Raw genomic sequence first — 25,363 nt, 5'->3', positions numbered from 1 at the left:
TTCAGTTAGACCTAGAATCGTTAGATGGATTTCTGGCGCTACTACCCAGAGATTTTAAACGTTGCAAAGGTCTAGATAAGAGTGAGGGATATTCCTGGGATGGATAACGGTAGTATTTTTCTGTGCCGTTTGTCATACCATTGACAACTACACCCAAAACTGGGATGCGGTTTTGGTTGAGTTCTGATACTGCTCTTTGTAATACTTCCTTGAGTGTAAAGCCCGGTCTTGTGGCTAAGATAACTCCATCACTCATTTGACTTAAGGTGGCTGCATCAGCACAGGCACTTAAAGGAGGAGTATCGATTATCACCAGATCATAATACTCTGCCGCTTGAGCTACTAAAGCCTTCATTGCTGGGGATTCTAGTATTTGCGAGGGTCTTCCCCGTAATTCCCCACAAGTCAACACCGACAGATTATCCACGGCTGTTGACTGCACCGCATTCAATAACGGTCTTTTTCCATCAATGACATCTGTAATTCCTGGTCTGGGAGGTAAATTAAACAGCGTATGTTGTGAAGGCTTACGCAAATCTGCATCTATAATTAATGTCCGTCGAGATAACATGGCACAGACGGCTGCTAGATGAGAGACAATAACTGATTTCCCTTCACCAGAGAGGGGACTGCTGACAACTATCACTCGCAAATCGTCAACATTGCGAAACTCTAGATTCTTCAACAGCATTCTGTAAGGTTCGACCAAACCCAAGTCATCAAGAAATTGTTCAGCCGGCTCTAGACTAAGTTTGGTAGCGGGAAGGCGTGGTAAAACTCCCAGTAATGGTAATTTTAGTAACTCCTCGGCTTCGGCAGCATCGTGGAGAGTGTTGTCCATAAGTTCTAGTAGCAACACCAAGCCGACAGCTAGGATACTACCAAAGAACGTAGCCATAACCAGGATCACGCTACGTTTGGGTGATGAAGGTAAGTCTGGCGCTACGGCAGTCTCCAGAATCCGAATATTACTCACCTTCTGCGCCTCAGCAATCTGTGCTTCTTCTAGTTTGCTTTGCAGGAACTTGAGCGATTGGGCGGCTTCTTCCCTTTGGCGAGTGAGGACTGTCAAGGGTTGCTGTTGAATAGGGATGAGTGCCAAACGACGCTGGATATCGGCTCTCATTTGGTGGATAGCATTTAGCTTGTTTTCAACCGCTACCCGTGTAATATCGTTGGTGATTAATTCCGAGATGAGGTTTTGACTGATTTGGTCGTTAGCCAGATTTTGAAAATTGGCTGTTTGATTGCTAGGTGAAACCCTAGCCATTTGCTGTCCATATAAAGCTCTAATCTCATCTCTTTGTTGGACTAGATCCAGAACTGTGGGATGAGTTTCTTTAAATTTGGTACGTGCTTCTATGAGTTTGGTTTCTATATCAAATAATTTGGTACGTAAGGCTTTTAGTTGTTCATCTTGACCTTCTCTAACAGACACATAGGCCGTATTGATGTTTTTCGCATCTGTCACTTGACGTAAAGATGCGTCGCGCGATCGCGCTTCTTGCAGTTGTGCGGCTAAGGTACGCTCTTGATTTTCCAAGTCTGCCAAACTACCTACTAAGCTTTTAGTTTGGTCATCGGCAGCGACTACACCGCTTTGTTGCCTATATCTAGTTTCTGCTAATTCTGCTTGTTGTAGACGTTGACGTGCTTCAGGGACTTTTAAAGACAAAAACTCTCTTACCTTAGTTGCTTCGGAATTGATGGTTTTGATATTCTCTTCAACCATTGCCTGAGAGACAGCATTCAACACCTGAGCAGTTTCTTGTGGATTGGGGCTTTGATAGCGCAACTCTAAAATATTAGTGGCAGGAACAATCACCACCTTCAACCTTGATTTAATATCTGAAGGCGATAGTTTTTTCTGAGTTGAATTACCTTGCTGACGATTGAGTTTAGAAATTGCTAGTTGCAATACAGGTTGTGATTTAAGAAATTCCGCTTGGTCTGCCAAGGGGTTGCGCCCTATACCGGAAGAGTTGATCTCCGTCAAATCACGACCTAATTCAGATACACTAGCCTTTTTATCCTCCAGCATTAATCGTGCTGATGATTCATACAAGCGTGGTGTCACCTTCAAATAGGCGAATGATGCGCCGATGACAGCAGCGAAAACAGTAATAGCTGGAAAGCCTCTGCGTCCCAAAACTCCTAATAAGGTTGAAATGCCTTTTCCCATTACACTTGTCCTAGTTTCTTCAAGAAACAATTGTCATTAGTTATTAGTTCATAGTTTCCTTTGTCTCTCCCACTCCTGATTTTATTTTTTACCTCCTACTCTAGCTAAACTGATTTGTTGCGGCTGCGATGTGCCTATTGGTTGAGATGAGTTCAAAAGTGTTTGATAAAGCCTGAGATTTTCCGCAGTTATGTGTTCCCAACTGTAATTTACTTGAATGTTTCTTTGGGCATTTTTCGCCATAATTGCTATTTGTTGCGGGTGATGAATTGCCCAGTCTAAAGAACTAACTAGAGAGTCTACATCACCTGCCACAAATAGGGTTCCCATACCTCCATTAATCAATTGTTGGTGTGGCAAAATATCACTTGCTACTACTGGGATACCTTCCTGCATCGCTTCCAACATAGCTAATGGTAAACCTTCTAAATCAGAAGGTAAAACAAACATTCCTGCACCGCGCACAATTTCCCATAAACGAGAACCGCGCAGTTCCCCAGCAAAGATAATATTAGGGTTATTGGCAACTTTTTCTAATAATTGGCTGGTATATGATTGGGTATCGCTCACACCTCCAGCTAATACTAATTTCCATCCAGATGGTTGTAATTTCGAGAAGGCTTCAATTAGTAAATCGGGACGCTTTTCTGGAACTATGCGTCCTACGAATACCATGTAGCGTCCCTGTTCTAATCCAAGTTTTCTACCGTAAGTAAATTTGGGGTCTGATTCACCGTAGCTAGCAGGAGCATTAGGAATATAAACTGTCTCCCGTCCATAAGTTTGATTAAAGTAGCTTTTTAGAGCATCAGATACAACCACGATCCCATGTGCAAACCGGACTGCGGCCTTTTCACCACCTTGAATGAGGCGAGTTGAGAAGCTACCCCATTTGGCACGTTGCCAATCTAAACCCTGACAAGTAACGACAATTTTCGCAGAGTTGGCAATTCTGGGTAGGAAGGTGAATAGAGAGGGGCCAAGAGCATGGAAGTGGACAATATCATATCTCTCTGTAGTAGCAGCGATCGCTCCTAATGCAGATGTGATGAATGCGTCTGCACCTTTGGCATCTACCCCAGGTAAGGAAACTACTCGCACGCCTTGAAAGTCGTAACTTCCTAGCCAAGAAGTATCTGTATAGGAAGACCTCGCATATAGGTCGACGCTGTGGCCTTGTGCAACTATCCGAGGATAGACTTCTGCACAGTAATGTTCAATGCCACCCTGTTTAGGAGGAAGACCTTTAGCACCAATTACAGCAATTTTCATAGTCATGTTGTTGGATTTTGAATATGGAAAACACACTTATCAGTGGTAGTTGAATAAGCTTCTACCACTGCGTTAGCTAATGACTGAGAACTCTTTTAATTCCCAACGATTTAACATATCGCCATAAATATCTCTAATTACAGTACGCGCCGCAAAGGGTTGTGCTGTGCGTACACAGGTTTCACTGGGATAATCTTGTGGATGCAGCAGTACTTTACGTAAAGCCTCGGCTATGCAATCTGGTGTTCTCTGCTCACACACGACCCCACTATGAGGATTAAGTAGTTTGGGAGTTTCACCACATTTGGTTGTGACTACAGGGGTGCCACTAGCTAGCGCTTCTAAGACGACCAGAGGTAAGCCTTCAAAAGCACTACTAAGAACAAAGGCGCTACTCAATCGATGTAATCTAGCTAACTCTTGTTGTTTTAATGCTCCCAACATTGTTACTCGGCTAGATAGTCCTAATTGTTCAATTTCCTGGCGCACTGGGTTGGCTAATTCTCCATCCCCTGCAATCAATAGGTGAGTTTGGGGTTGATTTAAAGCGGCGAAGGCACGTATCAATAACACTGGGTCTTTTTGTGGATGTAGTCTCCCAGCAAATAAAATAAACCGAGTTTCCTCTTCTAATCCCATCTGCACAGCCAGTTCCCGTCGATTAGCTTCCCTTTGTGACTGACTCAAAGAGTAAAACACCTCGTTATCAAAAGAGTTTTTAATGAAAGCTACACGGTCTTGTAATTGGGGATAACGTTGTCGATAAAACTGTGCAGCATCGGTATTGCAAGATAATATTTGACTAAATTGACGAATCAATAAACTCTCTAACGCAAAGTAAGCAGCAGGGAATCTCCGCCAAAGTATGGCTTTGCGATCGCCTACTGTTTCCATTTGTGTATGAATATCATTGTGGATAAAAATAGTCTTTTCTCCCTGCCAGTTCATCGCCGCTAAACTTGGCTCAAGTCGATGAAAGTGAAGAAAGTCTGAAGACAAGGAACGGCCTAACAATGCAGCCGTATATTTAACTGTGGTAGGAATTAAGCCTCTGATATTATCATTTTCTATCTTCAGAATTGGTAAAAAACTAATTTCCCTACCTGCAAATTCTGCTTCTTGCCATTCACCAAGAGTCTGACTAGAATCACTGGCTGTTCCCACCAACCGCACTTCAAATTCACTGGGAGCGTACTTAATAAATGTATTAATTAATGTCTGGATTCCTCCAATGGAAGTTTGCCAGGGATTATACTGATAAAAAATGGTCAGAACTGGTTTACGCATTACTCACACCCTAAGCGAGCCTATGGCTACACGAGTTTGCATTTAGTCAATAGGGAAAACACAGCAAAATAGTTGTAAATTTTATACTATTTTACTTACGAACACACAGGTATATGGTAGTATCTATAGCTGTAAAAGTCACTTAAACAGCCTTCTCTTTACAAAGACTTTACAATCGGAAAAGTATTCACTTTTGTAAATCAATTACCTAACAAAGAATTTCCATTCATTAACTTAAATCAACTTCATTATAACTTTATCAATTTTGTGCATTACTACGGAAATTACTTATTGTCTCTTGCAGATGAAGAAGTGAAGGAGCAGGGGTGCAGAGGTGCAGGGGTGCAGGGGAGAAAAAACCGTCAACACTTTTCTTTCCCTACGGGACGCTCCACGTAGCTTGCTTTCACGGAGTGGTACGACAAGTATTACAGTGAGCTTGTCGAACTGCTCAGTGCAACGCTGTCAACTGTCAACTGTCAACTGACTAATGCCCATAGCTACCCCTGCCAAATAGCCTGTTGTCCAGGCGCTTTGGAAGTTAAAACCACCAGTTACGCCGTCTATGTCTAAAATCTCACCGGCAAAGTAGAGATTGGGAACTAGTTTACTTTCCATTGTCTTGAAGTCAATTTCTTTGAGGTTGACACCGCCACAAGTGACAAATTCTTCTTTAAAGGCTCCTTTACCGTTGATTAAATATTTTCCTTGGGTTAGTTCTTGAACTAGCAGATTCAAGGTTTTATTAGATAATCCTGCCCAACGGTCATCTGCGGTAATACCGACACGAGCAATGATGTACTGCCAAAGGCGATGGGGTAAATCGACACCGCGATGTAAGGCGATCGCTCGTTTTGCCCATTCATTTTTTACTGCTAAGATATTTTCCCGTACCTGTTCTTGGGTGAGATCGGGCAACCAATTCACTGATAAAGTGGCTTGATAATGATTGTCGTGTAGTAATCTTGCACCCCAAGCCGAAAGTTTGAGAACAGCCGGGCCACTCATACCCCAATGGGTGATTAACAATGGCCCAGTTTGTTCCAGGGGTGCTTTATCGCCAACGTATAACCGCAACCGTGCTGGGTTAACGCTAATGCCAGCTAACGCCCGTAAATTGGCTTCAGGAATATTAAAGGTAAATAATGATGGTACCGGCTGTTCAATATGATGCCCTAATTCCTGGGCTAGTTGATAGCCGATACGACTGCTACCTGTAGCGAGTAATAGGCGATCGCATTTTATTATCTCCCCAGACTTGCAAAAAACCTCAAACTGATCGCCCATCCTTTTAATAGAGGTGACAGCCATTCCCGTTTGTATTTCTACGGCTTCTGCTTTAGCTGCATTAATTAAACAGTTGACGATAGTTTCTGAAGTATCTGTAATGGGAAACATCCTCCCATCAGCTTCCTTTTTCAACGGCACACCTTGGGAAGCAAACCAAGATACAGTATCTTTAGCCTGGAACCGAGCAAAAGCACCCCTAAGTGCTTTACCGCCTCTGGGGTAATACTGGACTAACTCTTTGGCATCAAAGCAAGCATGGGTGACATTACAACGTCCACCGCCAGAAATACTGACTTTCGCCAAGATTTGACGACTAGCTTCAATTAACATGACTTCCGCTTGTGGATTCACTCTAGCACAAGCGATCGCCCCAAAAAATCCCGCGGCCCCGCCGCCAACAACTACAATTTTCGCAGGTAGCAATTTTCCAACTTTCTCTTTTAGATTACCTACCTTTTAGCCTAGCGTTAAAAGCTGCTATGTAAACTTTTTGAATTTTGTAGGTTGCTTTCGTAATCAATTAAATTTTTAGCCATCTACGGGTTCAAATAAATCTTTTGTTGCACCGCAAACAGGACACACCCAATCCTCTGCTATATCTTCAAAAGGTGTACCCGCAGGTATCCCGCTATCGGGATCACCTACTTCTGGGTCATATTCATAGCCACAAACAGTACATACATGAGTCGCCATACTTGTTACCCCGGCTAATTACTGGCATGGCTTTAGTATATAAGTAGAGTCTTTAGCTTATCAATTAGTTTCAATTTATACTATTTTATTTTTTTTTAGTCGTTATACTCATGTTTAGGTTCTACCTGGGAAATCTGAAGTGGCTTTGCCACTTCTTTTTATGGGTGCAAATTGCCTGATGGAGAAAAGTAAAAAGTCATCAAGGAAACTTTTTACTTTTTATCTTTTTTTAATCGTTAGTCAACTCGTCTCGCCACTTCGTTTGATTTTCCTTTATATCATTTTCAGGCGATCGCGCTAATAACCAAGTCTTCCAAGTTAAAGGTTTTTGTCGCTCCACATGGTTAATTAGCTGCATAACCGATTGATCTACGTGAATGGGAGTCTTTAAATTAAACTGCATCGTCTGTAAAATTTTTATATCATTATTAATCAATTCTTCCATCACCGAATTACTCAGCCACAACATAAAACGGTTGAACAACCAACCATAAAAACCTTTGCGTTTTTTAATAAAAAATATAGATTGTATTTCTACTTGCCCTTTCTCAATTGGGCGTGTAGCCAACATAAAATAGCAACGTCGTGAATCTGTACCTACTGTTAATGTGAATGTACTCCCGTACCAATAGCAGACACTATAAATAGGATTTTTGCATAAAGGACGGAAGATTTTTTTTATTAGTAAATCGTGGCTTTGCCTTCTATACTTACTAAAAATAATGGCATTTGGATTTAATTCTTCCTTTTCAAAGCCAATATCTAAAGCTTGAACACCTTGGAAATACTGGGTATCAATAACATTAAGCATCATAATATGAGGATGAAGATTCATCACTAGCCCAGAACCCAGAAAGCTTTCATATTCCAGAAACTCTAACTCTGGAACAAACGGTAGAGGTTGTTGTGGAGTTTCGCCAGTCCAAATCCAAATGATTCCATATTTCTCCGCAGTCGGCCAAGTTTTCAACTTTAAAGGCAGAGGTTCTTCTAAACAAGGAATTTCTACACATACACCAAAAGAATTAAATTTCCAGTGATGCAAAGCACAGCGTAATTCATTATCCTCAACTGTACCTTCTCCAAGATGAGCGCCCATATGTGGGCAATAGGCATCACAAATTACTACTTGTTTATCCTGTCCACGATAAATTACTAACCTTCTACCTAAAATAGTGATAGATTTAACTTCACCTATTTCTAAATTATTAGATGGTATTACCCAATACCAACCCTCAATAAAACTTTCTGAATTATTAAAAATTTTTGGTTTATGAGTCTGTTTAATAGGTTGAGAGTTTGCATCCATTGGGATTATCGCTAGCAGTGAAGCATTTGCTTTAGAAATAACATGGATACACTATAAAAACAGTTATTTTGAGTACTAGTATTAAGAAACAATTGAATAATCACTAAATTTATACTAGTGAAAGAATATATATCAATAATAAAAATTTTCTCCGTGTCTCTGTGTCTCCGTGGTTTTAATAAATAGAGATTTAACAGCAAAAACTCAGCTTTTACCAGAATTTGTTATGATAATAATGGAAAAAGAGTAAATTATCTCTAGATTTTTCCATTATTCTAACTACTGCATTATTCTTCAACTTCATTATGTCTGACGACAATAAAGTTATCTACAATTAGTAAGATGACAATGTATAGTTATTGCTGCACAGGAGGGTAACTTTGACCAAACCACGAGGTATAGTATCGGCAATGCCTGACGATAAGCGAATACAGTTTTTCTTTGTAATGTTAATGTGATTGATTAAGCAGGAATCCCTTATGGAACCAGGGTTAAAATTATTAATTCAGCTAGTCCTAGAATTTGCTCCTGTGTTTGTAACTATCCTTAATAAGAGGAGTGAAGAAGCCCTAGCAACGACAAAAGAGCAATTGCCTACTTTGATTGAAGGATTCATTGAGACTGTATATACTTTTAATGATAATAATGCTGAAAAAAGCAGTGCTAAAGAAACATTACAACAGCAATTAGCTGCTTACCAAAGAGAAACGCAAACTCAAATAGCTAATCAACAGCGAGATACAGCACTAAAATTACCAGAAGTTAATAAAATCCTTGATAATTGGCCTTTAAGATTATATCCTTCCCAAATTTTAGAGTCTCATCATAGTTACGGGCATAAACCCTTAAAAGTTTTCATAGCACCACCAAAAATTCAGTTCGATCAGTTCGACAATAAAACAGAAACGGCTGCTGACATTGAGTCAATGTTGGCTGAAGGCTTACGCAACTTTATTAATAAAAATTACTCTTTTCAGAATCTTACTAGACCTATTGAATTTCTAGCAGGAGCTTGGGATAGTAAGAGATTTCATAGCGAATCGAGTATTAAAGCTTTATATGGCATGTTAAAAACAGAGCCAATATTAATTTTAGAATCAGAAAATGATGGTGATTATCTAAATTTCCGCATTGCTTATTGGGGTTTAGGGCAGGGAACCTATTATTACAAAACAATTTCTCGCTTGTCTTATAAAGAGATTGTGCAGAACTCAGCGAAAAAGCGGGCTTTAGAGTGGAAGCAAATTAGAGATGAATTGTTAGAAATAGGTGCGGAAGTAGAAGAAATTAATCAGTTGGGTCAAGATAATATCTTTAATTTGGCACTCTTAGAGAAAGCAGAGAAATGGCAAGCACAAGGTATTGATATTAGTAAACTATCTTTACAATATCGGATCAATCAGCAGGATATTGAACAACTGTGTCAAGTATTAATTACTTGTCATTGTTTAGTTGCGGGTTGGGTGGCGGATATTTATCATTTAGTTAATTATGATGTACCACCTCTTTTACCAGAGTTATTGCCCAGTTTACTTAAAGATGCTATTGATTTACAATCGTTGCAAGCTTTTGCCACAAGCTATAAGCAAGTTTATGAAGCTTTAGAAAAACAAAGGCTTTACTGGATACCGGAATTGTCTATGCAGTTAGCCCAGAGTTTATCTCACCTCAGCGATAGTTCTTGGGCGCAAACTGAGGTTGAATACTCTATCACCACATGGTTAGAACTGCGTCAAGTATCATTACAGCAGTTTACCCATCCTTTAGAGGCGATGCAGTCAGCCGTCAAGATAGAGGATGAAGAATATATTCAAAAGCTGAGAAAGTATTTCACCGCAATAGACGATCGCACTAGTTTACAATTAACAGATAAACTCATAGATGCGATCGCCACACTCAAATACAAACGCAGTCTAGAATCTCCCAACTTAAGCAAAACCATCACCGGACATTCAGGTAAAGTCACATCCATCGCCATTAGTCCCGATGGTGAAGTTTTAGTTAGCGGCTGTACTGAACAGGCTGTGAATATCTGGAATTTTCCCACAGGTAAACTCATCCGCACCCTCACGGGAAATTTAGGAGAAGTTTCATCCGTCGCCATCAGTCCCGACGGTAATTTTTTAGCTGTGGGTAGCGGCGTACATCCTAGAAGTAACGTCAAAGTGTGGCATTTAACCACAGGTAAACTCCTGCATACCCTCTTAGGACATCAAAAACCCGTCAATGTCGTAGTAATTAGCCCAGACGGACAACTCCTCGCCAGTGGAAGTAATAAAATTAAAATCTGGAACCTGCAAAAAGGCGATCGCATTTGCACCCTTTGGCATTCCTCAGCCGTTCACGCCGTCGCCATGAGCAAGGATGGTACAGTCCTGGCCAGTGGTAGTTCCGACAATAAAATCAGACTGTGGAACCCCCGCACAGGCGACCCCATACGCACCCTTAACAAACATGATGGAGAAGTAAAAGCGATCGCCATTAGCCCAGATGGACAATTTTTATTCAGTGGTAGCGCCGACACCACCATCAAAATTTGGCACTTAATTACAGGTCAAGTTCTGCATACATTAACCGGACACACAGCCGATGTCACATCCCTAGCCACAAGTCCCAACGGACAATATTTATTTAGTGGTAGCGCCGACACCACCATCAAAATTTGGCGCATTTCCACAGGCGAACTACTACACACCCTCACCGGACACTCAGCCACAGTCAACTCCGTAGCCGTCAGCCCAGATAATAATCATCTCGCCAGTGGTAGCGCCGATCAAACTATTAAAATTTGGCAGATAGATAAGATTTAGGGGAGATGAGGGAGTGGGGGGAGATAGGGGAGTAGGGGGAGAAGGATTACCAAGTGTAGTCATCAAACAATAATTATTCCCCCTCATCCCCCTCCGCGCTAACCTCTGCGCCCCTCTGCGTTTAAAATCTCTCCCTTCCTCCCTCTGACATCAACTATAAGGATGAAGCTTTTACTTTTATGCTCCGCTTCAATGGAATTGCATTGAGTAAAACCATCCTATGAAAACTGATCCAGGTATTACCATAAATACTAATACGCCCAAAATTGAGCCACAAAAAAAACGATGGCGGGCTGTTAGCGTACTTTTATTTTTAATCTTTATTATTAGCTTCTTCGCCTACAGATTAGAAATTGTTTTAGGCAAAACTCCCAACTTAGACAAAACATTTACACCCATCACCCAAGCCGCACCCCAAGAAATTGGTTCTTATGATGTGTTGGGATACGCCATTAATAAAGCAGAAGCCACAAAGCTACTGCAAACAGAAGAGGGACGCAAACAACTATCACCAGAAAACGGTGCATTTACAGTCACCCCAGAAACATTAAAACTAGGGCGAGACGCTTTCTACTCAGACACCTTTGGTAATGAAATCTTTCAAACTGATGTAGTAGGGGCATTGAATGGGCCGATTAATTTAATTACCGTAGGACAGGCGATCGCAAAATTAGCTGGTAAGCACACAACCAACCTACAAATCCCCCTCAACGAAGATGTAACAATAGGCGATCGCACATTCAAAGCCGGCACATTATTAAACACAGGTTTAGACGTACCCGCCAATTTCCTCGTCTTGGGTAGATACCAAAGCCGACTACACCACCCAAGAACAAACAGATTTAATTAACTTCCTCCTCAGCTTAGATGATCAGCCAGAAGTTTTGCCTAATTTACGCTAAAGCAAAACAGGCGGCAGAGTTAATTATTTTCCCCCTCATCTCCCTCCACTCCTCACTTCCTACTCCCTACTCCCTACTCCCTACTCCCCACTTCAACATGGAAAGAGAAATCAAAGACACAGATGGCATCACATGGACTTGTCTGCAAGCATTTTCCGGTCTTTCTAATATTGCAGAAGCGCAAAAAGCAGCCCAAGTTGACGGCGAAGAAAATACTTATTGGGTTGTTTGTACTCCCAGTGGCGGCGCACAGTCTGTGCGGCTAAAGCTAACAGGCCAATGGGACAAAGAATACTCCGACGAGGAGTTACTACAAGAAATTAAAGCACAACAGTAATTAGTCAACAGTCAACAAAAGATTATGACAAACACAGTAATTATCACCGGCGCATCCCAAGGAATTGGCAAAGCTACAGCATTATTATTTGCCCGTCACCAGTATGAAGTGGTGTTGGCAGCCCGTCAAGTTGACCGTTTAGAAGCGACAGCCGCCGAAATTAGAGAACTGGGACAGGAAGCGATCGCTATTCCCACCGATGTCAGAGATCCAGCCCAAGTTCAAGATATGATCCAAAAGGCGATCGCTCATTTTGGTCGCGTAGATGTCTTAATCAATAATGCAGGTGTTTTTTGCTTAGGCCCTGTAGAAACCTTCAGCTTAGATGATTGGCATACAATCATCGATACCAATTTATGGGGTTACATTCATACAATTAAAACTATCCTCCCCTATTTTTTAGAACGTGGTCAAGGAACCATCGTCAACGTTAGTTCTATCGGGGGAATAGAACCAATTCCTTACCATGTTCCCTACACAGCCAGCAAATACGCCGTAACTGGGTTAACCAGATCCCTCCACGCAGAGTTAGCACCAAAAAACATTCACGTAGGCGGCGTTTATCCCAGTTTCATCAGTACCCAAATTATGGAAAGAGCAATCTTTCGCGGTAAAGATGAAGAATCAGCCCAAGCGCGTACAGAATTGGTAGGTAAAGCCATTCAAATGCCTGTATTAGAAAAGCCCGAAGATGTAGCTAAATCAATTTGGACTGTAGTTAAAGATAAACGTCCTGATGTAGTGGTGGGTTCAGCTAACTTTTGGAAAGCTGCTTATCAATTAACTCCTAGTTTAGTGCAGTCAATGGTGCGCCGCGTTTTCGGCATGGAAGAACGCAAATAACATTTTTATTGTAGGGTGGGCATATTGCCCGCCCATTTTTTATAAATTGTGATAGATTAACTAGCGAGCAGCTACGCTGGGCTTAACGCCAACGCTACTGTCTTTTTCCGAGTAGGACGCTTGCGGTCTGATTTTTTCTTCAGTCCTACCGCTTGCGCTTGGTCACTATCTGAGCCATATTGTCCGCGTACAGCTTCTTTCATAGCTAACACCGCATTGTGAAATTCCCACTCGGCTAATCGCGCTGCATCAGCCGCCGCGCGGTACATAGCTAGTTTTTCATTTTCCGTCTGTTGCTGCGCCAACATATTTTTATAAGCTTTTTGCAAATTTTCCTCTGTGGCATCAACACGGCTAGTATTGTAATTGCTTATAGTTTGCAAACCGTGGAATGAGTTAACGTCTTGACTAATAGTTAATGGGCGCAAACGGCGCGTTGTGTCTTGGTTTGGCATAATCGCATACGTAGTAGGCTATATATTTAATGTTCCCATTGCCACACAAAAGATAAAAGTAAAGCAAAATTTTAGGTAAACAAGGCAGAATATTTATCTAGTGCTGAATATCACTTAAACTACTCGTAAATAATTATGACTAATGAAATCATCGCCAAGCTAAAACAAGCTGCTGATAATCTGTTAATGGTTAGTGAATCAGAATCTCCTTTTGAAGTATTTTATTGGACTGGTGAATCTCAAGAAAGTTTAACTAACCAAAAACTTTTTCAACTTACCGGACATCCTCCAGATACTTCAATCGAAACAGTAGAACTAGATTACTTTTTTCGTAATTGCGCTCAAAAAAAGGAATGGCACGATGAAATACAAAAAGAAAACGTGTCAAAATTTCAATTACTTGTAAAAACACTAAAAGAGAATCTCACAAATATTCAAGTTTATCGTTTAGGCACAATCAATATTGATGTTTATATTGTTGGTGCAACTTTAGCAGGAGACTTAGCAGGAATCTCTACAAAATTAGTAGAAACATAATTTAAATGCTTTTAGCCTGTCTTTATTTTAAGACAGGCTAAAACCAAAATTTATTTTAACAACTCAAAGCTTACTGATTATCAACTCTAGCTTCAATTACACTCTGAACAGATGAAGAAACACTAGATAACAGATTGTAACCAGTCTGTCCTTCAATGTAGTCAACACTAACTCTATAGTTTCTCCAATCTGCATTTCTCACACCCTGTGTATTAGGTATGTCTACAGCAATTACTCTTGTATTAGTAGTAACACTACTAGCACCATTATTTGGTCTATCTAAGACTACAATAACTTTCCAAGTTCTGGCGGGAACTGTAACGTTACCATTAGCAATTGTGGTTCTTGCTCCATTAGAGCCAGTTCCACCACTACCATAGGAACCGGAAATAATATAAAGTTCCTTATTTTGTCCGGTTACTAAACTTCGAGAATAACTTTCTAAATTTGCCCATACACCTTGATTATTATCTGGTGCTTGGGGAATCATATTTGTCATTAAGAAAGTAGCAGAATTGTTTGTTATTGTGTTTGTTCTATCAGCAGAAGGAGCCATGTGTCCTCTATCAAAGCCGCTACCAGTGTAATCACTTGAACTAACTCGATAACAACCAGAGGGTAATGTAGTATCTGCACGAAAATCATCCTGACGGGGTGCGCTTCCTAACCAAGATGTGTTTAATTGCCAACTTACCCAATTTGGTGTTCCTCTATAGCAATTATAAGAAACAGCATATTGAGATTTGTTTAATAACAGATTACTATAACTAGTATTAGCACCACTAGGATTTCCCATTGTGAGATGAACACTAAAGGTTTGAGCAGTTAGTGGCTTTTCTGCATAATTAAATAAAGCAAACACTGCTACTGGTAAAGTAATAGGCAGTATAGCTTTAAACAATTTAAGTTTTTTCATTTTTATATTTTTCAAACACAGTAAATTAGTTTCTGTAAGTTATTGCAGAAACTAAATGTAAAGCAGCATTAAAGCCACCACTCTGTTTTAATCAAACAAGGTAAAGATATCGTAAACGCTAAATTAAAATTAGATACGTAATTTTACGTGTAAGGCTAAAGCAAAGATTAAGTTTTTTAAATTAAAATCACATTTAAACAAAAATATATGTAGGGCTTGCTGAAAAAGTCATTTCAAAGGAAGAGAAAAATTGATTAAGTAGTCAGTCCAGAAAAAAGATAAGTTTTTGTTGTTTAAGGTTTAATGAAATATCAGTTTCGATAATAGAAGAAGTAAAAAAAGACTCAGTTTTGAAAAATAGGCAAAAAAATACACAAAAAAGCCGTAATAGCAGAGTAGAAAGATTCATAACTAAAAAAGTTATGGCAATAGCGGTGAAAGAAGTATGAGGAAGTTTAGCCATAACTCTACCAAGGCTAAATCTTCGTTTACCTTGTCCAAACTTGCCCTCAATACAATTACGAATCCTTTCGTCATAAGCGGCTTGTTTCTTCTTTTCAGGGCTGACATTTTGGGGGGGTCTACCTAGTGGTGGGCCACTAATTCTAATTCCCCTTTCTTGACACCAAGCTCGATTCTCCCTCGTCCGATAAATCTTATCAACATGAACTGATTCAGGATAATATCCGGTGTAGTTTTTGTATGCTTCTACTTGTGATTTTAAGTCTCCTGATTCGTTAAAGTTGTCCCAACTAATATGGTCTAAAAATACATAGCCATCATAGTAACTAGCTGAAAACTTAGCCCCAAACTCTACTGTTCTCCCGGCTTTACCTCGGATAATCGGACGAATGTGTGGTTGGTTTAAACTGACAATGCGGTCTTGTATACTAATTTTTTGATTTTCATATAACCATAACTGTTGACGATAAACTTCTGCTACTACTAGCAACATCTTATATTGACTGTTGCTCAGTTTTAATAGTGACGCACCTAAATTTATTAGCTGCTGAATATGAGTTAAATTTCTGTTGATATATTGCAGTTGCTTTCTGATAGCTTTCCTTCTTTCTTTAACTGTTGGTTTTCTTTTCTTGGCTACTGCTAAATAATCCTTTCTTGCTTTGTTTCTGTAGGTTCTTGGTTTGTTGATATTTCTTACTAATAAGGACTTATATAATGTATCTATGATTGTTTCTGTTTGCTTTCTGGCTTGATTTAATAATCCTAAATCTGTCGGATAACTTATGTCTGCTGGCGCACAACTAGCATCTAATATTAATTTTCCTCTATTGGCTGGCTTACTTTTTGAATCCTCGACCTCTGGCTTTTTTGCTCTTACTTCTACCTCCTGTTTATTTTCTAACATCTTCCTGACTATTTCTTGATTGATTTTATTGACTAATTCTATATCTATCCTTTCTCTAAAATGAACTAGCATTGACGGGTCAAATGCAGATTCATTACTATATGCTGACATTCCTATAAAGTATTGCAGATACGGGTTCTCCCGAATTTGTTCTACTGTCTCTCTGTCACTTATTCCTAATTTTTCTTTAATTATTAATGCTCCCAACGCCATTCTAAATGTTTTGGCTGGCGCTCCCATTCTTGCTGAAAATATTTCTGCGTACTCTGCTTCAAATTTTGACCAAGGTATCATGTTCGCCATGATTACCCATCGGTTATCTGACGCTAGTTTTCCCCCAAAGGGTAGTTCAAAGTTTTCTGCTGCTTTTTCTTGCTTTTGCGCTCTTCGATACATTTTAACGCAACTTGCTACAAGGATTTTTACTTATCTTACCCTTTTTCTTTTCACCTTATTTTTCTTTCCTGACCCTGAAACTCTTCATTCTGCTATCTTTCGCCCTTATTCAGCCAGCCCTATGTAAGCCAGCAAATGCGTTAACAATACAGGCAATTGCATTAAGATTGCATTTCACTGTATTAACAATGCAGGTGGTTGAATTAAGATTGCATTTTACTGGATTAACAATGCAAGCGGTTGCACTAAGATTGCATTTCACTGTATTAACAATGCAAACGGCTGCATTAAGATTGCATAGTTAAGCGAATAAAAAACTAAGCTTTGTATAATCTTAAAGAAAACGAGTATTAATTAATTCAATTAATAACCCTTAACAAATACTGCGACAATGTAAACGCATCTACGCCTAACTCTGTACGCTCACTAGCTGCTAAAATACCAGCTTGGGCGTGCCACCATGCAGCAGTCGCCACAATATCCTCTACAGCTATATTTTTATTAACACCCTGCGCTAATAACCCACCAAGTAACCCTGTTAACACATCACCACTACCACCACGAGCCAAAGCAGGCGTACTTTCAGGATTAATCCACACTGAACCTTGAGGGTTAGATATGGCAGTTCTCGCTCCTTTTAACAATACCACTGCACCGCTTTGAGCGGCAGCTTCCCGCACGGCTTTCACTCTATCGTGTTTAGCATCGGTAATGTCAGGAAATAATCTAGCGAATTCGCCTGTATGGGGTGTAAGTATGGTTGCAGCTTGACGCTTTTGTAATGTGGGTATTGTTCCTAACTGTGCCAAAATATTTAAACCATCGGCATCGAGAACTAAAGGGCGATCGCAACTCAAGACTTCCTGCACAATAGATGTAGCATCTTTAGTTAAACCAGGGCCAATGGCGATCGCACTAAAGTCACTTAACTCAGTCTTCTCTGGTAATTGTAACTGGGCAATGGCTCCCGTTTTCGTCTCTGGACAACCAATCACCAATGCTTCTGGCAAATGCGATACTAAAAGATGCTTCAAAGATTCAGGTACAGCAATCGATAACATTCCTACACCGCTACCCCTTGCACCCAAAGCTGTTAAAATTGCCCCACCAGCATAACGTCGGGAACCACAAATTAATAATAAATGTCCTTCTTTATACTTGTGCGTCACTGGCGGACGAGGTAAAGGTAAAGTAGATAAAGCTGTCGCCGATGTAATGCGTTTAACTTTAGGTACATCCCCCAATACAGCTTGCACATCAGCCAGGGGAATATCAAAATTAATTAACTCAGCTTTCCCGATATAATCTAACGCCTGATCTTGCAATAAACCTTGTTTCCACAAACCTAAACACAAGGTATAAGTTGCACGAATGGCCGTCCCTAAGACTTTGCCAGTATCAGTATGCAAACCTGAAGGTAAATCAATACTAATAATCGGCTTATTCCATTGATTCAATTGATTAATTACAGCAGCAATAGGATCAGTAATTGCCCTTTCTAAACCAAAACCAAACAAACCATCAACTAGAAAATCACAATTTGGTAATTGCTCAACATCTTGATAACAAGGTATATCTAAACTTTGAGCATACTGTAAATGCTGTGATGTTAATTCCTTAAGCTTATCAAAAGGCAAATAAATCCAAACTCGATACCCACTAAAATATAGTTCTCTCGCCACAACTAACGCATCACCACCATTGTGTCCAGGGCCGACGAGGATTCCTACTTCGGGGGATGAGGAAAATAGAGAAGAAATATTGTGTTGTGGAAAAATATCTTGAATGCGTCTAGTAACTAATCCAGCTACCTTTTCCATTAAAGCAGATACAGGCATTCCGGCTGCAAATATTCGCGCTTCAATGTCGCGCATTTGTGCAGCCGTCACTATGATTTGGGAAATGTGTTCGTTTCTTGTAAGCATTTCACCTCACCATTAATTGTTTGACTGGTTATGCCGCACTTGTAATGATAGCGCCAACCATAAATCAGCACCAGTTTTAATGCAAGAGCGATCGCTAAAAGCTTTAAATTAATCTACCAAAAGTAATGTCTTTAATTTTACTTGCAACTTCCGCGATCGCTTGAGCTATCAAATTAATACGACATGCACCAGAAAAGTATCTAATACCAACTGTAGGTATAAGAAGTTTAATTAGATTTTTAACTGAAACTGAAAGACTAATATCATAAAGACTACTGCTAAAAAATTAAATTTACTAATTTTAATAAGTAAATCTTAAGTAGTGGCGTGTCTAGACTAAAATTTTGCAATAAATTTGAAAAAATTGAACGCAGATGAACGCAGATGAACGCAGATGTTAGATTGTTGGCTAATGCACAAGTTTAGCCTAGACACGCCACTACAGTAATTTTATTTTTGCTTGATAAATAACCTCTCAATTTGCTTCATTTTCTACAACTAAATGGAGCGCAATCACAAATAACTAAACAAAGTTTTATACTTTATTTAAAGGTAAACTATTTTTGTGTATTTATGTAATGAAGTTAGTCAAAATACTTCTGCAATAATTATATGTGAGGCTGAGAAAACTTACAATTTGTTTCTAAATCTAACAAAATTTTAATACGAAAAAATTAACCAAATCTTAGCTTAACCATAATCATGAACCATAAACATAATAAGTATTGATTTTTTATATGGTACACAATGGCTACTAATAAAAAGTTAGACTATATCCTATGTTTTATACTAACAGGAGTAATGAGTGCAAATACATCAACAGTATTTGCGCGTACTAATGCCCCTGTTGGTAATTTGGGAGGTGGTGCAGCTTTATTACCTACGGGCCAGGTAATCACACCTGCGGCTGCACCAGGCTCGACTTTTGCACCATTAAAGACTGATTTACGCAAAGATGATAACGCTGATGCGGCTGAAGCTGTAACTACATCTCTTAGCCCTGATGGTAAAACTCTTTTAGTGCTTACTAGTGGTTATAACCAAAATTTTAAAACAGAAAGTGGTAGTAATATTACTTACCCTGTTTTAGATCCTACAACTGGTAAACCAACCAGTGTTAGCACTTCAAAAGCTGAGTGGGTATTTGTTTTTGATGTCAGTAGCGGTAAGTTAGTTAAACGCCAACAAATCAATATCCCCAATACTTACAATGGTTTAACTTGGTCGCCTGATGGTCAACGTTTTTATGTATCAGGCGGCATTGACGATCGCATATACGTATATACCTTAAGTGGTAAACAATATGTACCAGATGCCCCTTTTATCCTTTTAGGTCACAACTCTAACCAAACTGCACCATTTCCTAAGTATGATGGCGGTTTACTCAAAGACACCCCAGCTAAAGCTATAGCCACAGGTGCAGTTGTCGCAGGTTTTGGAGTCAGTAAAGATGGCAAAACTTTAGTAGCGGCTAATTTTGAAAATGACTCGATCTCGATTGTTGATACTAATAAGCGTCAGGTATTGCGAGAAATCAAATTCTTTAAACCAGGACAGCAAGTAGCAACAGGAGAATTTCCTTTTGATGTAGCGCTTAAAAGTTCTAGCAATGGTTTAGCAGACACAGCTTATGTCACTAGCCAAAGAGATAATGAAGTGCTGGCTGTCAATATCAATTCTGGTGCTATTACCAAAATTCCTGTAGGTGATCAGCCAAATAAAGTATTACTATCACCTGATCAAAATCGCCTTTATGTCGCTAACGGTAACAGCGACTCAGTTTCCGTTATTGATACCAACAGCAATAAAGTTGTAGCCGACATCTCCCTTTCTCGACCTGGAGATAGATACAAAGGTGCAAACTCCAACTCTCTGGCTTTGAGTCCAGATGGTAGCCAACTGTATGTAACTTTGGGCGGTGAAAATGCGATCGCTGTGGTAAATTTACGCTCCGGGAGAGTGGCTGGACGTATTCCCACAGGTTGGTATCCTAATTCAGTTAGTGTTAGCGCTGATGGTCGCAACTTGTATGTTGTGAACGCCAAAAGCACTTCTGGCCCCAACCCCTCCAATAGCCGGACAACACCAGCCGGACTAGCACGCAACACCACATTTAGAAATGAATACAACTGGGCATTAGAAAAAGCTGGTATTGCGGTTATTCTTGTTCCCAGTGGTGGTACTTTGACCAGCCTCTCTGCATTGGTAGACAAAAACAACGGTTTTGACAATCGCCGTCCTGACCGAACGATGCAGTATTTACAAACCAAAATCAAGCACGTCATCTACATCGTTAAAGAAAATCGTACCTACGACCAAGTGCTAGGTGACTTACCTATTGGTAATGGCGATCCTGCTTTAACTCTATTCCCACAACGTATTAGTCCTAATCATCACCAACTAGCCCTTGATTTTGCCACCTTTGATAACTTCTACGACAGTGGCGAATCTAGTGGTGTGGGTTGGAGTTGGTCTACTTTTGCCCGGACTACAGATTACACCGAGAAAACACAATCAGTCCTTTACGGTAATGCTGGCTTCAACGGTTTGACCTACGATTATGAAGGTACCAACCGCAATATTAGCCTTGCCCTACCGCAAACCAGTGCTAATCAATCTCCCGTCAATACCCGCATCACCGGAATTTTAGATCCTTCTGGTCAGTCTTCCATATTACCTGGAACCAGAGATGTTAATGCTCCAGAGGGTGATGGTGAAGTAGAGTCAAATGCCGTTGGTGGTTATCTTTGGGATGCGGCACTCCGTTCTGGTAAGACTGTACGCAACTATGGCTTCTTTGTGGATAATGGTGTTCCTTATACGACTAGCTTACCTGACCCCACCAAACCCGATCCAAACAACCCAGCGTATATCCCCATCTCACCAAATCCTTTCTTAGATAAAATTCCCCAAGCACCCGTAACCAAAAACGTTCTGTTGGATAAAACGGATCTTTTCTTCCGGTCATTCGACATGAACAATCCAGATATTTATTTATATAAAGAGTGGGAAAGGGATATTGAGCAACATGGGTTGCCCAATCTCATGCTCGTGCGTCTACCTCACGATCATTTTGGTTCCTTTGGCACTGCTTTGGCAGGGTTAAACACTCCTCAATTGCAGATGGCAGATAACGACTATGCTATAGGCAAGCTGGTAGAAAAAATCTCGCACATGCCGGAATGGAAAGAAACAGCTATCTTCATCATTGAAGATGACTCACAAAACGGCCCCGATCACGTTGATTCTCACCGTTCTTTAGCCTATGTAATCTCGCCTTACACAAAACGGGGTTCCTTAATAAAAACCAACTACAACACTACCAGCATCTTACGCACAATCGAAGATTTGCTCAACATTGGTTATTTGGGAATAACTGATGCCAATGCGGAACCAATGTCAGACGCTTTCACCAGAGAGCCAGATATTAAACCTTATACCGCTATTGTGCCAGGTAACTTGTGTGTTGCCCCGGTAGATCCAAAATTAGTACCAGCTTGTGAAGATTCCACAGTTACCAAGACTGCGGTTATACCCATGCTGCGTGACAAAAATTGGTGGGCTAGTATGACTAAGGATTTCAACTTCATCGGTGAAGATAAACTCGACCCTGAAGAGTTTAACGAAATTCTTTGGGCGGGTATTAAAGGTGATGAAATTCCCTACCCAGAAGAACGCAGTGGTAATGATTTACGTAGAAACCGGGCTGAATTTCTCAAGCGTTGGCAATTAAGTCAAAACGATCGCTCTACAGAAGCTAAGAAGTAAGTTTTGCTATGTCAGATGAGTAGTTTTAAACCCATCTGACACAGCAAGACTGAGATAAAACGGCTGTCTTTAAGACTGTTTTTCAGAACTTCAATTACTACTAACTGTTTTGATATCAATTGGTGTGAGAGGGCAATAATGTTGGATATGTTTAGTAAGTGGCTGTTGATTTCACCAATAGCTGTGGGAATATTATCAGCAATTATGGCACTGCCAGTTTTAGCTGAAAATGTCCTTCAGCCAGAGGGGAACACACAGTTGATTAATTCGCCATCTTTAGATCAGACTGATGTAACATTTGCACAGGTTAATTCTGTTTCCCAACTATCTGATGTTCAACCTACAGATTGGGCTTTTGCCGCATTGCAATCTTTAGTAGAACGTTACGGATGTATTGCTGGTTATCCTAATGCCACCTATCGGGGTAATCGGGCGATGACTCGTTATGAATTTGCAGCAGGTGTGAATGCTTGCTTAGAGCGGATTAATCAACTAATTGCTACAGCCACCTCTGATTTAGTTAGAAAGGAGGACTTGGCGACACTGCAAAAGTTACAAGAAACTTTCGCAACTGAATTAACGAGTTTACGCGGTCGAGTTGATGCTTTAGAACCCCGTTTGGCAGTGGTAGAACAACAACAATTTTCTACTACAACCAAACTCAACGAAGAAGCTTTGTTTGTTGTCTCTGGGTTTGCAGCTGGGCAAGATTCCACTGGTGTAGATATTCCCAAAGTTACTACTTTTGGCGATCGCGTCCGCCTCAATTTGGATACCAGTTTTACTGGTAAAGACCTTTTGAGAACGCGCCTGCAAGCTCTCAATCTCAATTACTATTCTAGTAAGGCTGGAACTAGGAGTAGGTTGCCAGAAGGAACCCTGGCTTTTAACGGCGAAATTGGTGACGATGCGCCAGAAAATAACGAGCTAGGTATAGATACGCTGTTTTACAGATTCCCCATAGGACAAAAAACCGAAGTTACTTTGTTTGCTAATGAGGGGGAAGTTGATGATTTTATGGATACAGTCAACCCTTTTTTAGATGGGGATGATGGCGCAACTGGTGCTTTATCTAGATTTGGTAGTCGCAATTCAGTTTACTATTTCGTGCCTCAAGGTGCAGGGATTGGACTTAGACATCGATTCTCTGACCAGTTGGAGTTGAGTTTAGGATATCTATCGAATACACCAGCCGATCCTAGTAGTAAAAATGGTATCTTCAATGGCTCCTATGGTGCGATCGCCCAGCTAGTTTTTCGTCCTAGCGATCGCCTCAGTGTTGCATTTACCTATGTCAATGCCTACGATAACCTCAATGATGATTTAGCTATTCCCGGTACAGGTAGTAAAAAGGCGAACTTGGGCTTAGTTACTGATAGTCCGGTTTCTACAAATGCTTATGGCTTAGAAGCATCTTTCCAAGTCAACCCACGTTTTTATATCAATGGTTGGGTTGGTTATGCCACAACTAGACTTTTAGGTGTAGGAGATGCTGATATCTGGAATTATGCAGTAGGATTAGCCTTTCCTGACTTGGGCAAACGTGGCAATCTGGCAGGCATTATCGTGGGTATGGAGCCGAAAGTGACTGGTGCTGATGCTGCGATCGCCCCGGCATTTTCCCCCAGAAGGGTAGAGCCACAAAATCGCAATTCCGCCAGCGATCGCGACACATCTTTTCACATCGAGGCTTTTTATTCCTACGCATTTTCCGACAATATTTCTATTACTCCTGGCTTAATTTGGTTGACTGCGCCTAATCATGATGAGCGCAATAGTGATGCTGTACTCGGAGTAATTCGGACTACATTCACCTTTTAATTTGAGAAATTGGCGTTGCTTGAAGGCGGAAATACAACATTATTCGCTTGTCTACGAGATAAATCTATAGCCTGTCAGCAACGCCAATAAACATAGCCAAGATAGAGGAGTTTCTTATGAGTAGATTCCAATATAGTCTGACAATTACCTTCTTCTTAACCAGTCTTACTTTAAATTTAATCAGTCCAATTAAAACTTTTGCTCAATGCTCTGCTGGTAGCAACAACTGTAATAATCAACCCAACAACTCTACTTGCAACTCTCGAAATCCTTATAAATTAACTGCTGATACTAGCAGAGTTCGCAGAATAATTATCTCCTGGGATGTGTGCCAAAAAAATGATTTTTATCAAGTTAGTTGGGGTGATGGAAAAGAAGATATAGCACAAGTTGACGATGCAAATGCACGTAGTTGGACATATGCAGGAGCTAGGGATATGGTCAAATATAACTTCAAAATTCGTGGCTGTAATGGTAGCTCCACCCCAAGTTCTACTCAACAACCAGATTGTACTCCTTGGCAAGAATTATCTGTAACTACACCTGATTGGTAGATTTTTGATTGCATGGAAAGCACTCAAAACCATAGCAAATTTTCTATCTCTCGAATTTGATTAATGTCAATTTTCACACAAACATATTTGAGGTAAGCTGACATGAAACTATTATCAACACTAGCTTTGACTACTTTTAGTATTGCTTTAAGTTTACCAATTATCAATTCTCAGTCTGCAAGCGCAGCAGTTATTAGATATTCATTCCGAGTAGATACTCCCACAACTCAAGGTAGCGGGAATTTTAGTTTTGATGATTCAACTTTTGCTAACCAATCTATTCCCCTAGCGCCAGTTAAATCACTCCAATTCAGTTTCAATGTAAACCCTGGAGTTGTTTATACAGCAGAAGATGATATTGATTATCCAGGGTTTGGTTCTATTCCTGCTCCTGCTGTATTTCAAAATGTAGCTGGTGGTTCACCATTTGGATTGTCATTTTTCTTCAGCGATAAACTTGATCCTGCTATTAATTACGCTGTTGATGGATATAATTTTACCGTTGGGACTCAATCTTTTAGCAATGCAGTTTCTTATAGCCCAGTACCTGAGCCTTCAACTTTAGTTGGCGTTTTCATGGTTTGTGGTTTTACACTCACCGCCTTAAAACGCAGGTAATTCTTAGGCTTATTTGATTACGATGAGTTTTCTTTTTCATGCGTAAATTCTATTCACACTAAGTTAGGGCGTACAGTTA

General features: G+C 40.3%; 19 protein-coding genes. 9 read left to right on the top strand and 10 right to left on the bottom strand.

Annotation, left to right across the window (positions count from 1 at the left end):
* Position 1: 1 nt before the first annotated feature.
* The 6 genes from NSMS1_RS30290 to NSMS1_RS30265 all read right to left on the bottom strand — a co-directional run bounded on the left by NSMS1_RS30290 (position 2) and on the right by NSMS1_RS30265 (position 8,033).
* Entirely contained in the window at positions 2–2,182 is a 2,181-nt protein-coding gene (locus NSMS1_RS30290; RefSeq protein ID WP_224088927.1) for a GumC family protein, read from the bottom strand.
* Between the two features lie 81 nt (positions 2,183–2,263).
* A complete protein-coding gene (locus tag NSMS1_RS30285; protein ID WP_224095398.1) occupies positions 2,264–3,454 on the bottom strand; it encodes a glycosyltransferase family 4 protein in 1,191 nt (396 codons plus the stop codon).
* Between the two features lie 72 nt (positions 3,455–3,526).
* Entirely contained in the window at positions 3,527–4,741 is a 1,215-nt protein-coding gene (locus NSMS1_RS30280) for a glycosyltransferase (protein WP_224088925.1), read from the bottom strand.
* Between the two features lie 465 nt (positions 4,742–5,206).
* Positions 5,207–6,454 (bottom strand): NAD(P)/FAD-dependent oxidoreductase, encoded by a 1,248-nt coding sequence (locus tag NSMS1_RS30275; protein WP_224088914.1) that lies wholly within the window; start codon positions 6,452–6,454, stop codon positions 5,207–5,209.
* Between the two features lie 105 nt (positions 6,455–6,559).
* A complete protein-coding gene (rd, locus tag NSMS1_RS30270; protein ID WP_224088912.1) occupies positions 6,560–6,724 on the bottom strand; it encodes a rubredoxin in 165 nt (54 codons plus the stop codon).
* 229 nt (positions 6,725–6,953) lie between these two features.
* The gene (locus tag NSMS1_RS30265; protein ID WP_224088910.1) at positions 6,954–8,033 is read right to left on the bottom strand and encodes an aromatic ring-hydroxylating oxygenase subunit alpha; all 1,080 of its coding nucleotides are present in this window, start codon (positions 8,031–8,033) and stop codon (positions 6,954–6,956) included.
* A gap of 479 nt (positions 8,034–8,512) precedes the next feature.
* On the opposite strand from NSMS1_RS30265, the gene NSMS1_RS30260 reads away from it, so the two are divergent.
* The 4 genes from NSMS1_RS30260 (at position 8,513) to NSMS1_RS30245 (ending at position 12,925) form a co-directional block, all read left to right on the top strand.
* The gene (locus NSMS1_RS30260; RefSeq protein ID WP_224088908.1) at positions 8,513–10,843 is read left to right on the top strand and encodes a WD40 repeat domain-containing protein; all 2,331 of its coding nucleotides are present in this window, start codon (positions 8,513–8,515) and stop codon (positions 10,841–10,843) included.
* A 220-nt stretch (positions 10,844–11,063) separates the two neighbouring features.
* Positions 11,064–11,693, top strand: a complete 630-nt coding sequence (locus tag NSMS1_RS30255; protein WP_224088906.1) for a hypothetical protein — start codon at positions 11,064–11,066, stop codon at positions 11,691–11,693.
* Between the two features lie 17 nt (positions 11,694–11,710).
* Positions 11,711–12,082 carry a hypothetical protein gene (locus tag NSMS1_RS30250; RefSeq protein WP_224088896.1) on the top strand — a complete coding sequence of 124 codons (372 nt, stop codon included), beginning with the start codon at positions 11,711–11,713 and terminating at the stop codon, positions 12,080–12,082.
* A gap of 24 nt (positions 12,083–12,106) precedes the next feature.
* On the top strand, positions 12,107–12,925 hold the full coding sequence (locus NSMS1_RS30245) for an SDR family NAD(P)-dependent oxidoreductase (protein ID WP_224088894.1): 819 nt from the start codon (positions 12,107–12,109) through the stop codon (positions 12,923–12,925).
* A gap of 71 nt (positions 12,926–12,996) precedes the next feature.
* On the opposite strand, the gene NSMS1_RS30240 is transcribed toward NSMS1_RS30245, so the two are convergent.
* The gene (locus tag NSMS1_RS30240; RefSeq protein WP_224088892.1) at positions 12,997–13,380 is read right to left on the bottom strand and encodes a hypothetical protein; all 384 of its coding nucleotides are present in this window, start codon (positions 13,378–13,380) and stop codon (positions 12,997–12,999) included.
* Between the two features lie 135 nt (positions 13,381–13,515).
* On the opposite strand from NSMS1_RS30240, the gene NSMS1_RS30235 reads away from it, so the two are divergent.
* Positions 13,516–13,917 carry a nuclease A inhibitor family protein gene (locus tag NSMS1_RS30235; protein ID WP_224088883.1) on the top strand — a complete coding sequence of 134 codons (402 nt, stop codon included), beginning with the start codon at positions 13,516–13,518 and terminating at the stop codon, positions 13,915–13,917.
* A gap of 70 nt (positions 13,918–13,987) precedes the next feature.
* Here the strand turns inward: NSMS1_RS30235 and NSMS1_RS30230 are convergent, their stop codons facing one another.
* The 3 genes from NSMS1_RS30230 to NSMS1_RS30220 form a co-directional block, all read right to left on the bottom strand.
* A complete protein-coding gene (locus tag NSMS1_RS30230; RefSeq protein WP_224088881.1) occupies positions 13,988–14,833 on the bottom strand; it encodes a DNA/RNA non-specific endonuclease in 846 nt (281 codons plus the stop codon).
* 262 nt (positions 14,834–15,095) lie between these two features.
* Positions 15,096–16,598, bottom strand: a complete 1,503-nt coding sequence (locus NSMS1_RS30225; protein ID WP_224085439.1) for an IS5 family transposase — start codon at positions 16,596–16,598, stop codon at positions 15,096–15,098.
* 359 nt (positions 16,599–16,957) lie between these two features.
* The gene (locus tag NSMS1_RS30220) at positions 16,958–18,523 is read right to left on the bottom strand and encodes an NAD(P)H-hydrate dehydratase (protein WP_224088879.1); all 1,566 of its coding nucleotides are present in this window, start codon (positions 18,521–18,523) and stop codon (positions 16,958–16,960) included.
* An 801-nt stretch (positions 18,524–19,324) separates the two neighbouring features.
* Here NSMS1_RS30220 and NSMS1_RS30215 point away from each other — a divergent pair.
* From NSMS1_RS30215 to NSMS1_RS30200, 4 genes are all read left to right on the top strand, one after another.
* Positions 19,325–22,291 carry a bifunctional YncE family protein/alkaline phosphatase family protein gene (locus tag NSMS1_RS30215; protein WP_224088877.1) on the top strand — a complete coding sequence of 989 codons (2,967 nt, stop codon included), beginning with the start codon at positions 19,325–19,327 and terminating at the stop codon, positions 22,289–22,291.
* Positions 22,292–22,429: 138 nt separating this feature from the next.
* Complete coding sequence (locus tag NSMS1_RS30210; protein WP_224088875.1) at positions 22,430–24,112, top strand: iron uptake porin; 1,683 nt, start codon at positions 22,430–22,432, stop codon at positions 24,110–24,112.
* 116 nt (positions 24,113–24,228) lie between these two features.
* Positions 24,229–24,666, top strand: coding sequence for a hypothetical protein (locus NSMS1_RS30205; RefSeq protein ID WP_224088873.1), 438 nt, complete (start codon positions 24,229–24,231; stop codon positions 24,664–24,666).
* A 102-nt stretch (positions 24,667–24,768) separates the two neighbouring features.
* The gene (locus NSMS1_RS30200) at positions 24,769–25,284 is read left to right on the top strand and encodes a PEP-CTERM sorting domain-containing protein (protein WP_224088872.1); all 516 of its coding nucleotides are present in this window, start codon (positions 24,769–24,771) and stop codon (positions 25,282–25,284) included.
* Positions 25,285–25,363: the final 79 nt, after the last annotated feature.

Origin of the sequence: Nostoc sp. MS1, from assembly GCF_019976755.1 — a bacterium.
Classification (GTDB): domain Bacteria; phylum Cyanobacteriota; class Cyanobacteriia; order Cyanobacteriales; family Nostocaceae; genus Trichormus.
The sequence above is the reverse complement of the archived record's forward strand: the minus strand, read 5'-3'. Positions and strand labels throughout refer to the sequence as shown.

Excerpts from the sequence above, each read along its gene's own strand:
- NSMS1_RS30250 (WP_224088896.1), top strand. The coding sequence starts at position 11,711 with ATGATCAGCCAGAAGTTTTGCCTAATTTACGCTAAAGCAAAACAGGCG.
- NSMS1_RS30215 (WP_224088877.1), top strand. The coding sequence starts at position 19,325 with ATGAGTGCAAATACATCAACAGTATTTGCGCGTACTAATGCCCCTGTT.
- NSMS1_RS30200 (WP_224088872.1), top strand. The coding sequence starts at position 24,769 with ATGAAACTATTATCAACACTAGCTTTGACTACTTTTAGTATTGCTTTA.
- NSMS1_RS30245 (WP_224088894.1), top strand. The coding sequence starts at position 12,107 with ATGACAAACACAGTAATTATCACCGGCGCATCCCAAGGAATTGGCAAA.
- NSMS1_RS30280 (WP_224088925.1), bottom strand. The coding sequence starts at position 4,741 with ATGCGTAAACCAGTTCTGACCATTTTTTATCAGTATAATCCCTGGCAA.
- NSMS1_RS30220 (WP_224088879.1), bottom strand. The coding sequence starts at position 18,523 with ATGCTTACAAGAAACGAACACATTTCCCAAATCATAGTGACGGCTGCA.
- NSMS1_RS30285 (WP_224095398.1), bottom strand. The coding sequence starts at position 3,454 with ATGAAAATTGCTGTAATTGGTGCTAAAGGTCTTCCTCCTAAACAGGGT.
- NSMS1_RS30230 (WP_224088881.1), bottom strand. The coding sequence starts at position 14,833 with ATGAAAAAACTTAAATTGTTTAAAGCTATACTGCCTATTACTTTACCA.
- rd (WP_224088912.1), bottom strand. The coding sequence starts at position 6,724 with ATGGCGACTCATGTATGTACTGTTTGTGGCTATGAATATGACCCAGAA.
- NSMS1_RS30210 (WP_224088875.1), top strand. The coding sequence starts at position 22,430 with ATGTTGGATATGTTTAGTAAGTGGCTGTTGATTTCACCAATAGCTGTG.
- NSMS1_RS30205 (WP_224088873.1), top strand. The coding sequence starts at position 24,229 with ATGAGTAGATTCCAATATAGTCTGACAATTACCTTCTTCTTAACCAGT.
- NSMS1_RS30290 (WP_224088927.1), bottom strand. The coding sequence starts at position 2,182 with ATGGGAAAAGGCATTTCAACCTTATTAGGAGTTTTGGGACGCAGAGGC.
- NSMS1_RS30260 (WP_224088908.1), top strand. The coding sequence starts at position 8,513 with ATGGAACCAGGGTTAAAATTATTAATTCAGCTAGTCCTAGAATTTGCT.
- NSMS1_RS30255 (WP_224088906.1), top strand. The coding sequence starts at position 11,064 with ATGAAAACTGATCCAGGTATTACCATAAATACTAATACGCCCAAAATT.
- NSMS1_RS30225 (WP_224085439.1), bottom strand. The coding sequence starts at position 16,598 with ATGTATCGAAGAGCGCAAAAGCAAGAAAAAGCAGCAGAAAACTTTGAA.
- NSMS1_RS30265 (WP_224088910.1), bottom strand. The coding sequence starts at position 8,033 with ATGGATGCAAACTCTCAACCTATTAAACAGACTCATAAACCAAAAATT.
- NSMS1_RS30235 (WP_224088883.1), top strand. The coding sequence starts at position 13,516 with ATGACTAATGAAATCATCGCCAAGCTAAAACAAGCTGCTGATAATCTG.
- NSMS1_RS30240 (WP_224088892.1), bottom strand. The coding sequence starts at position 13,380 with ATGCCAAACCAAGACACAACGCGCCGTTTGCGCCCATTAACTATTAGT.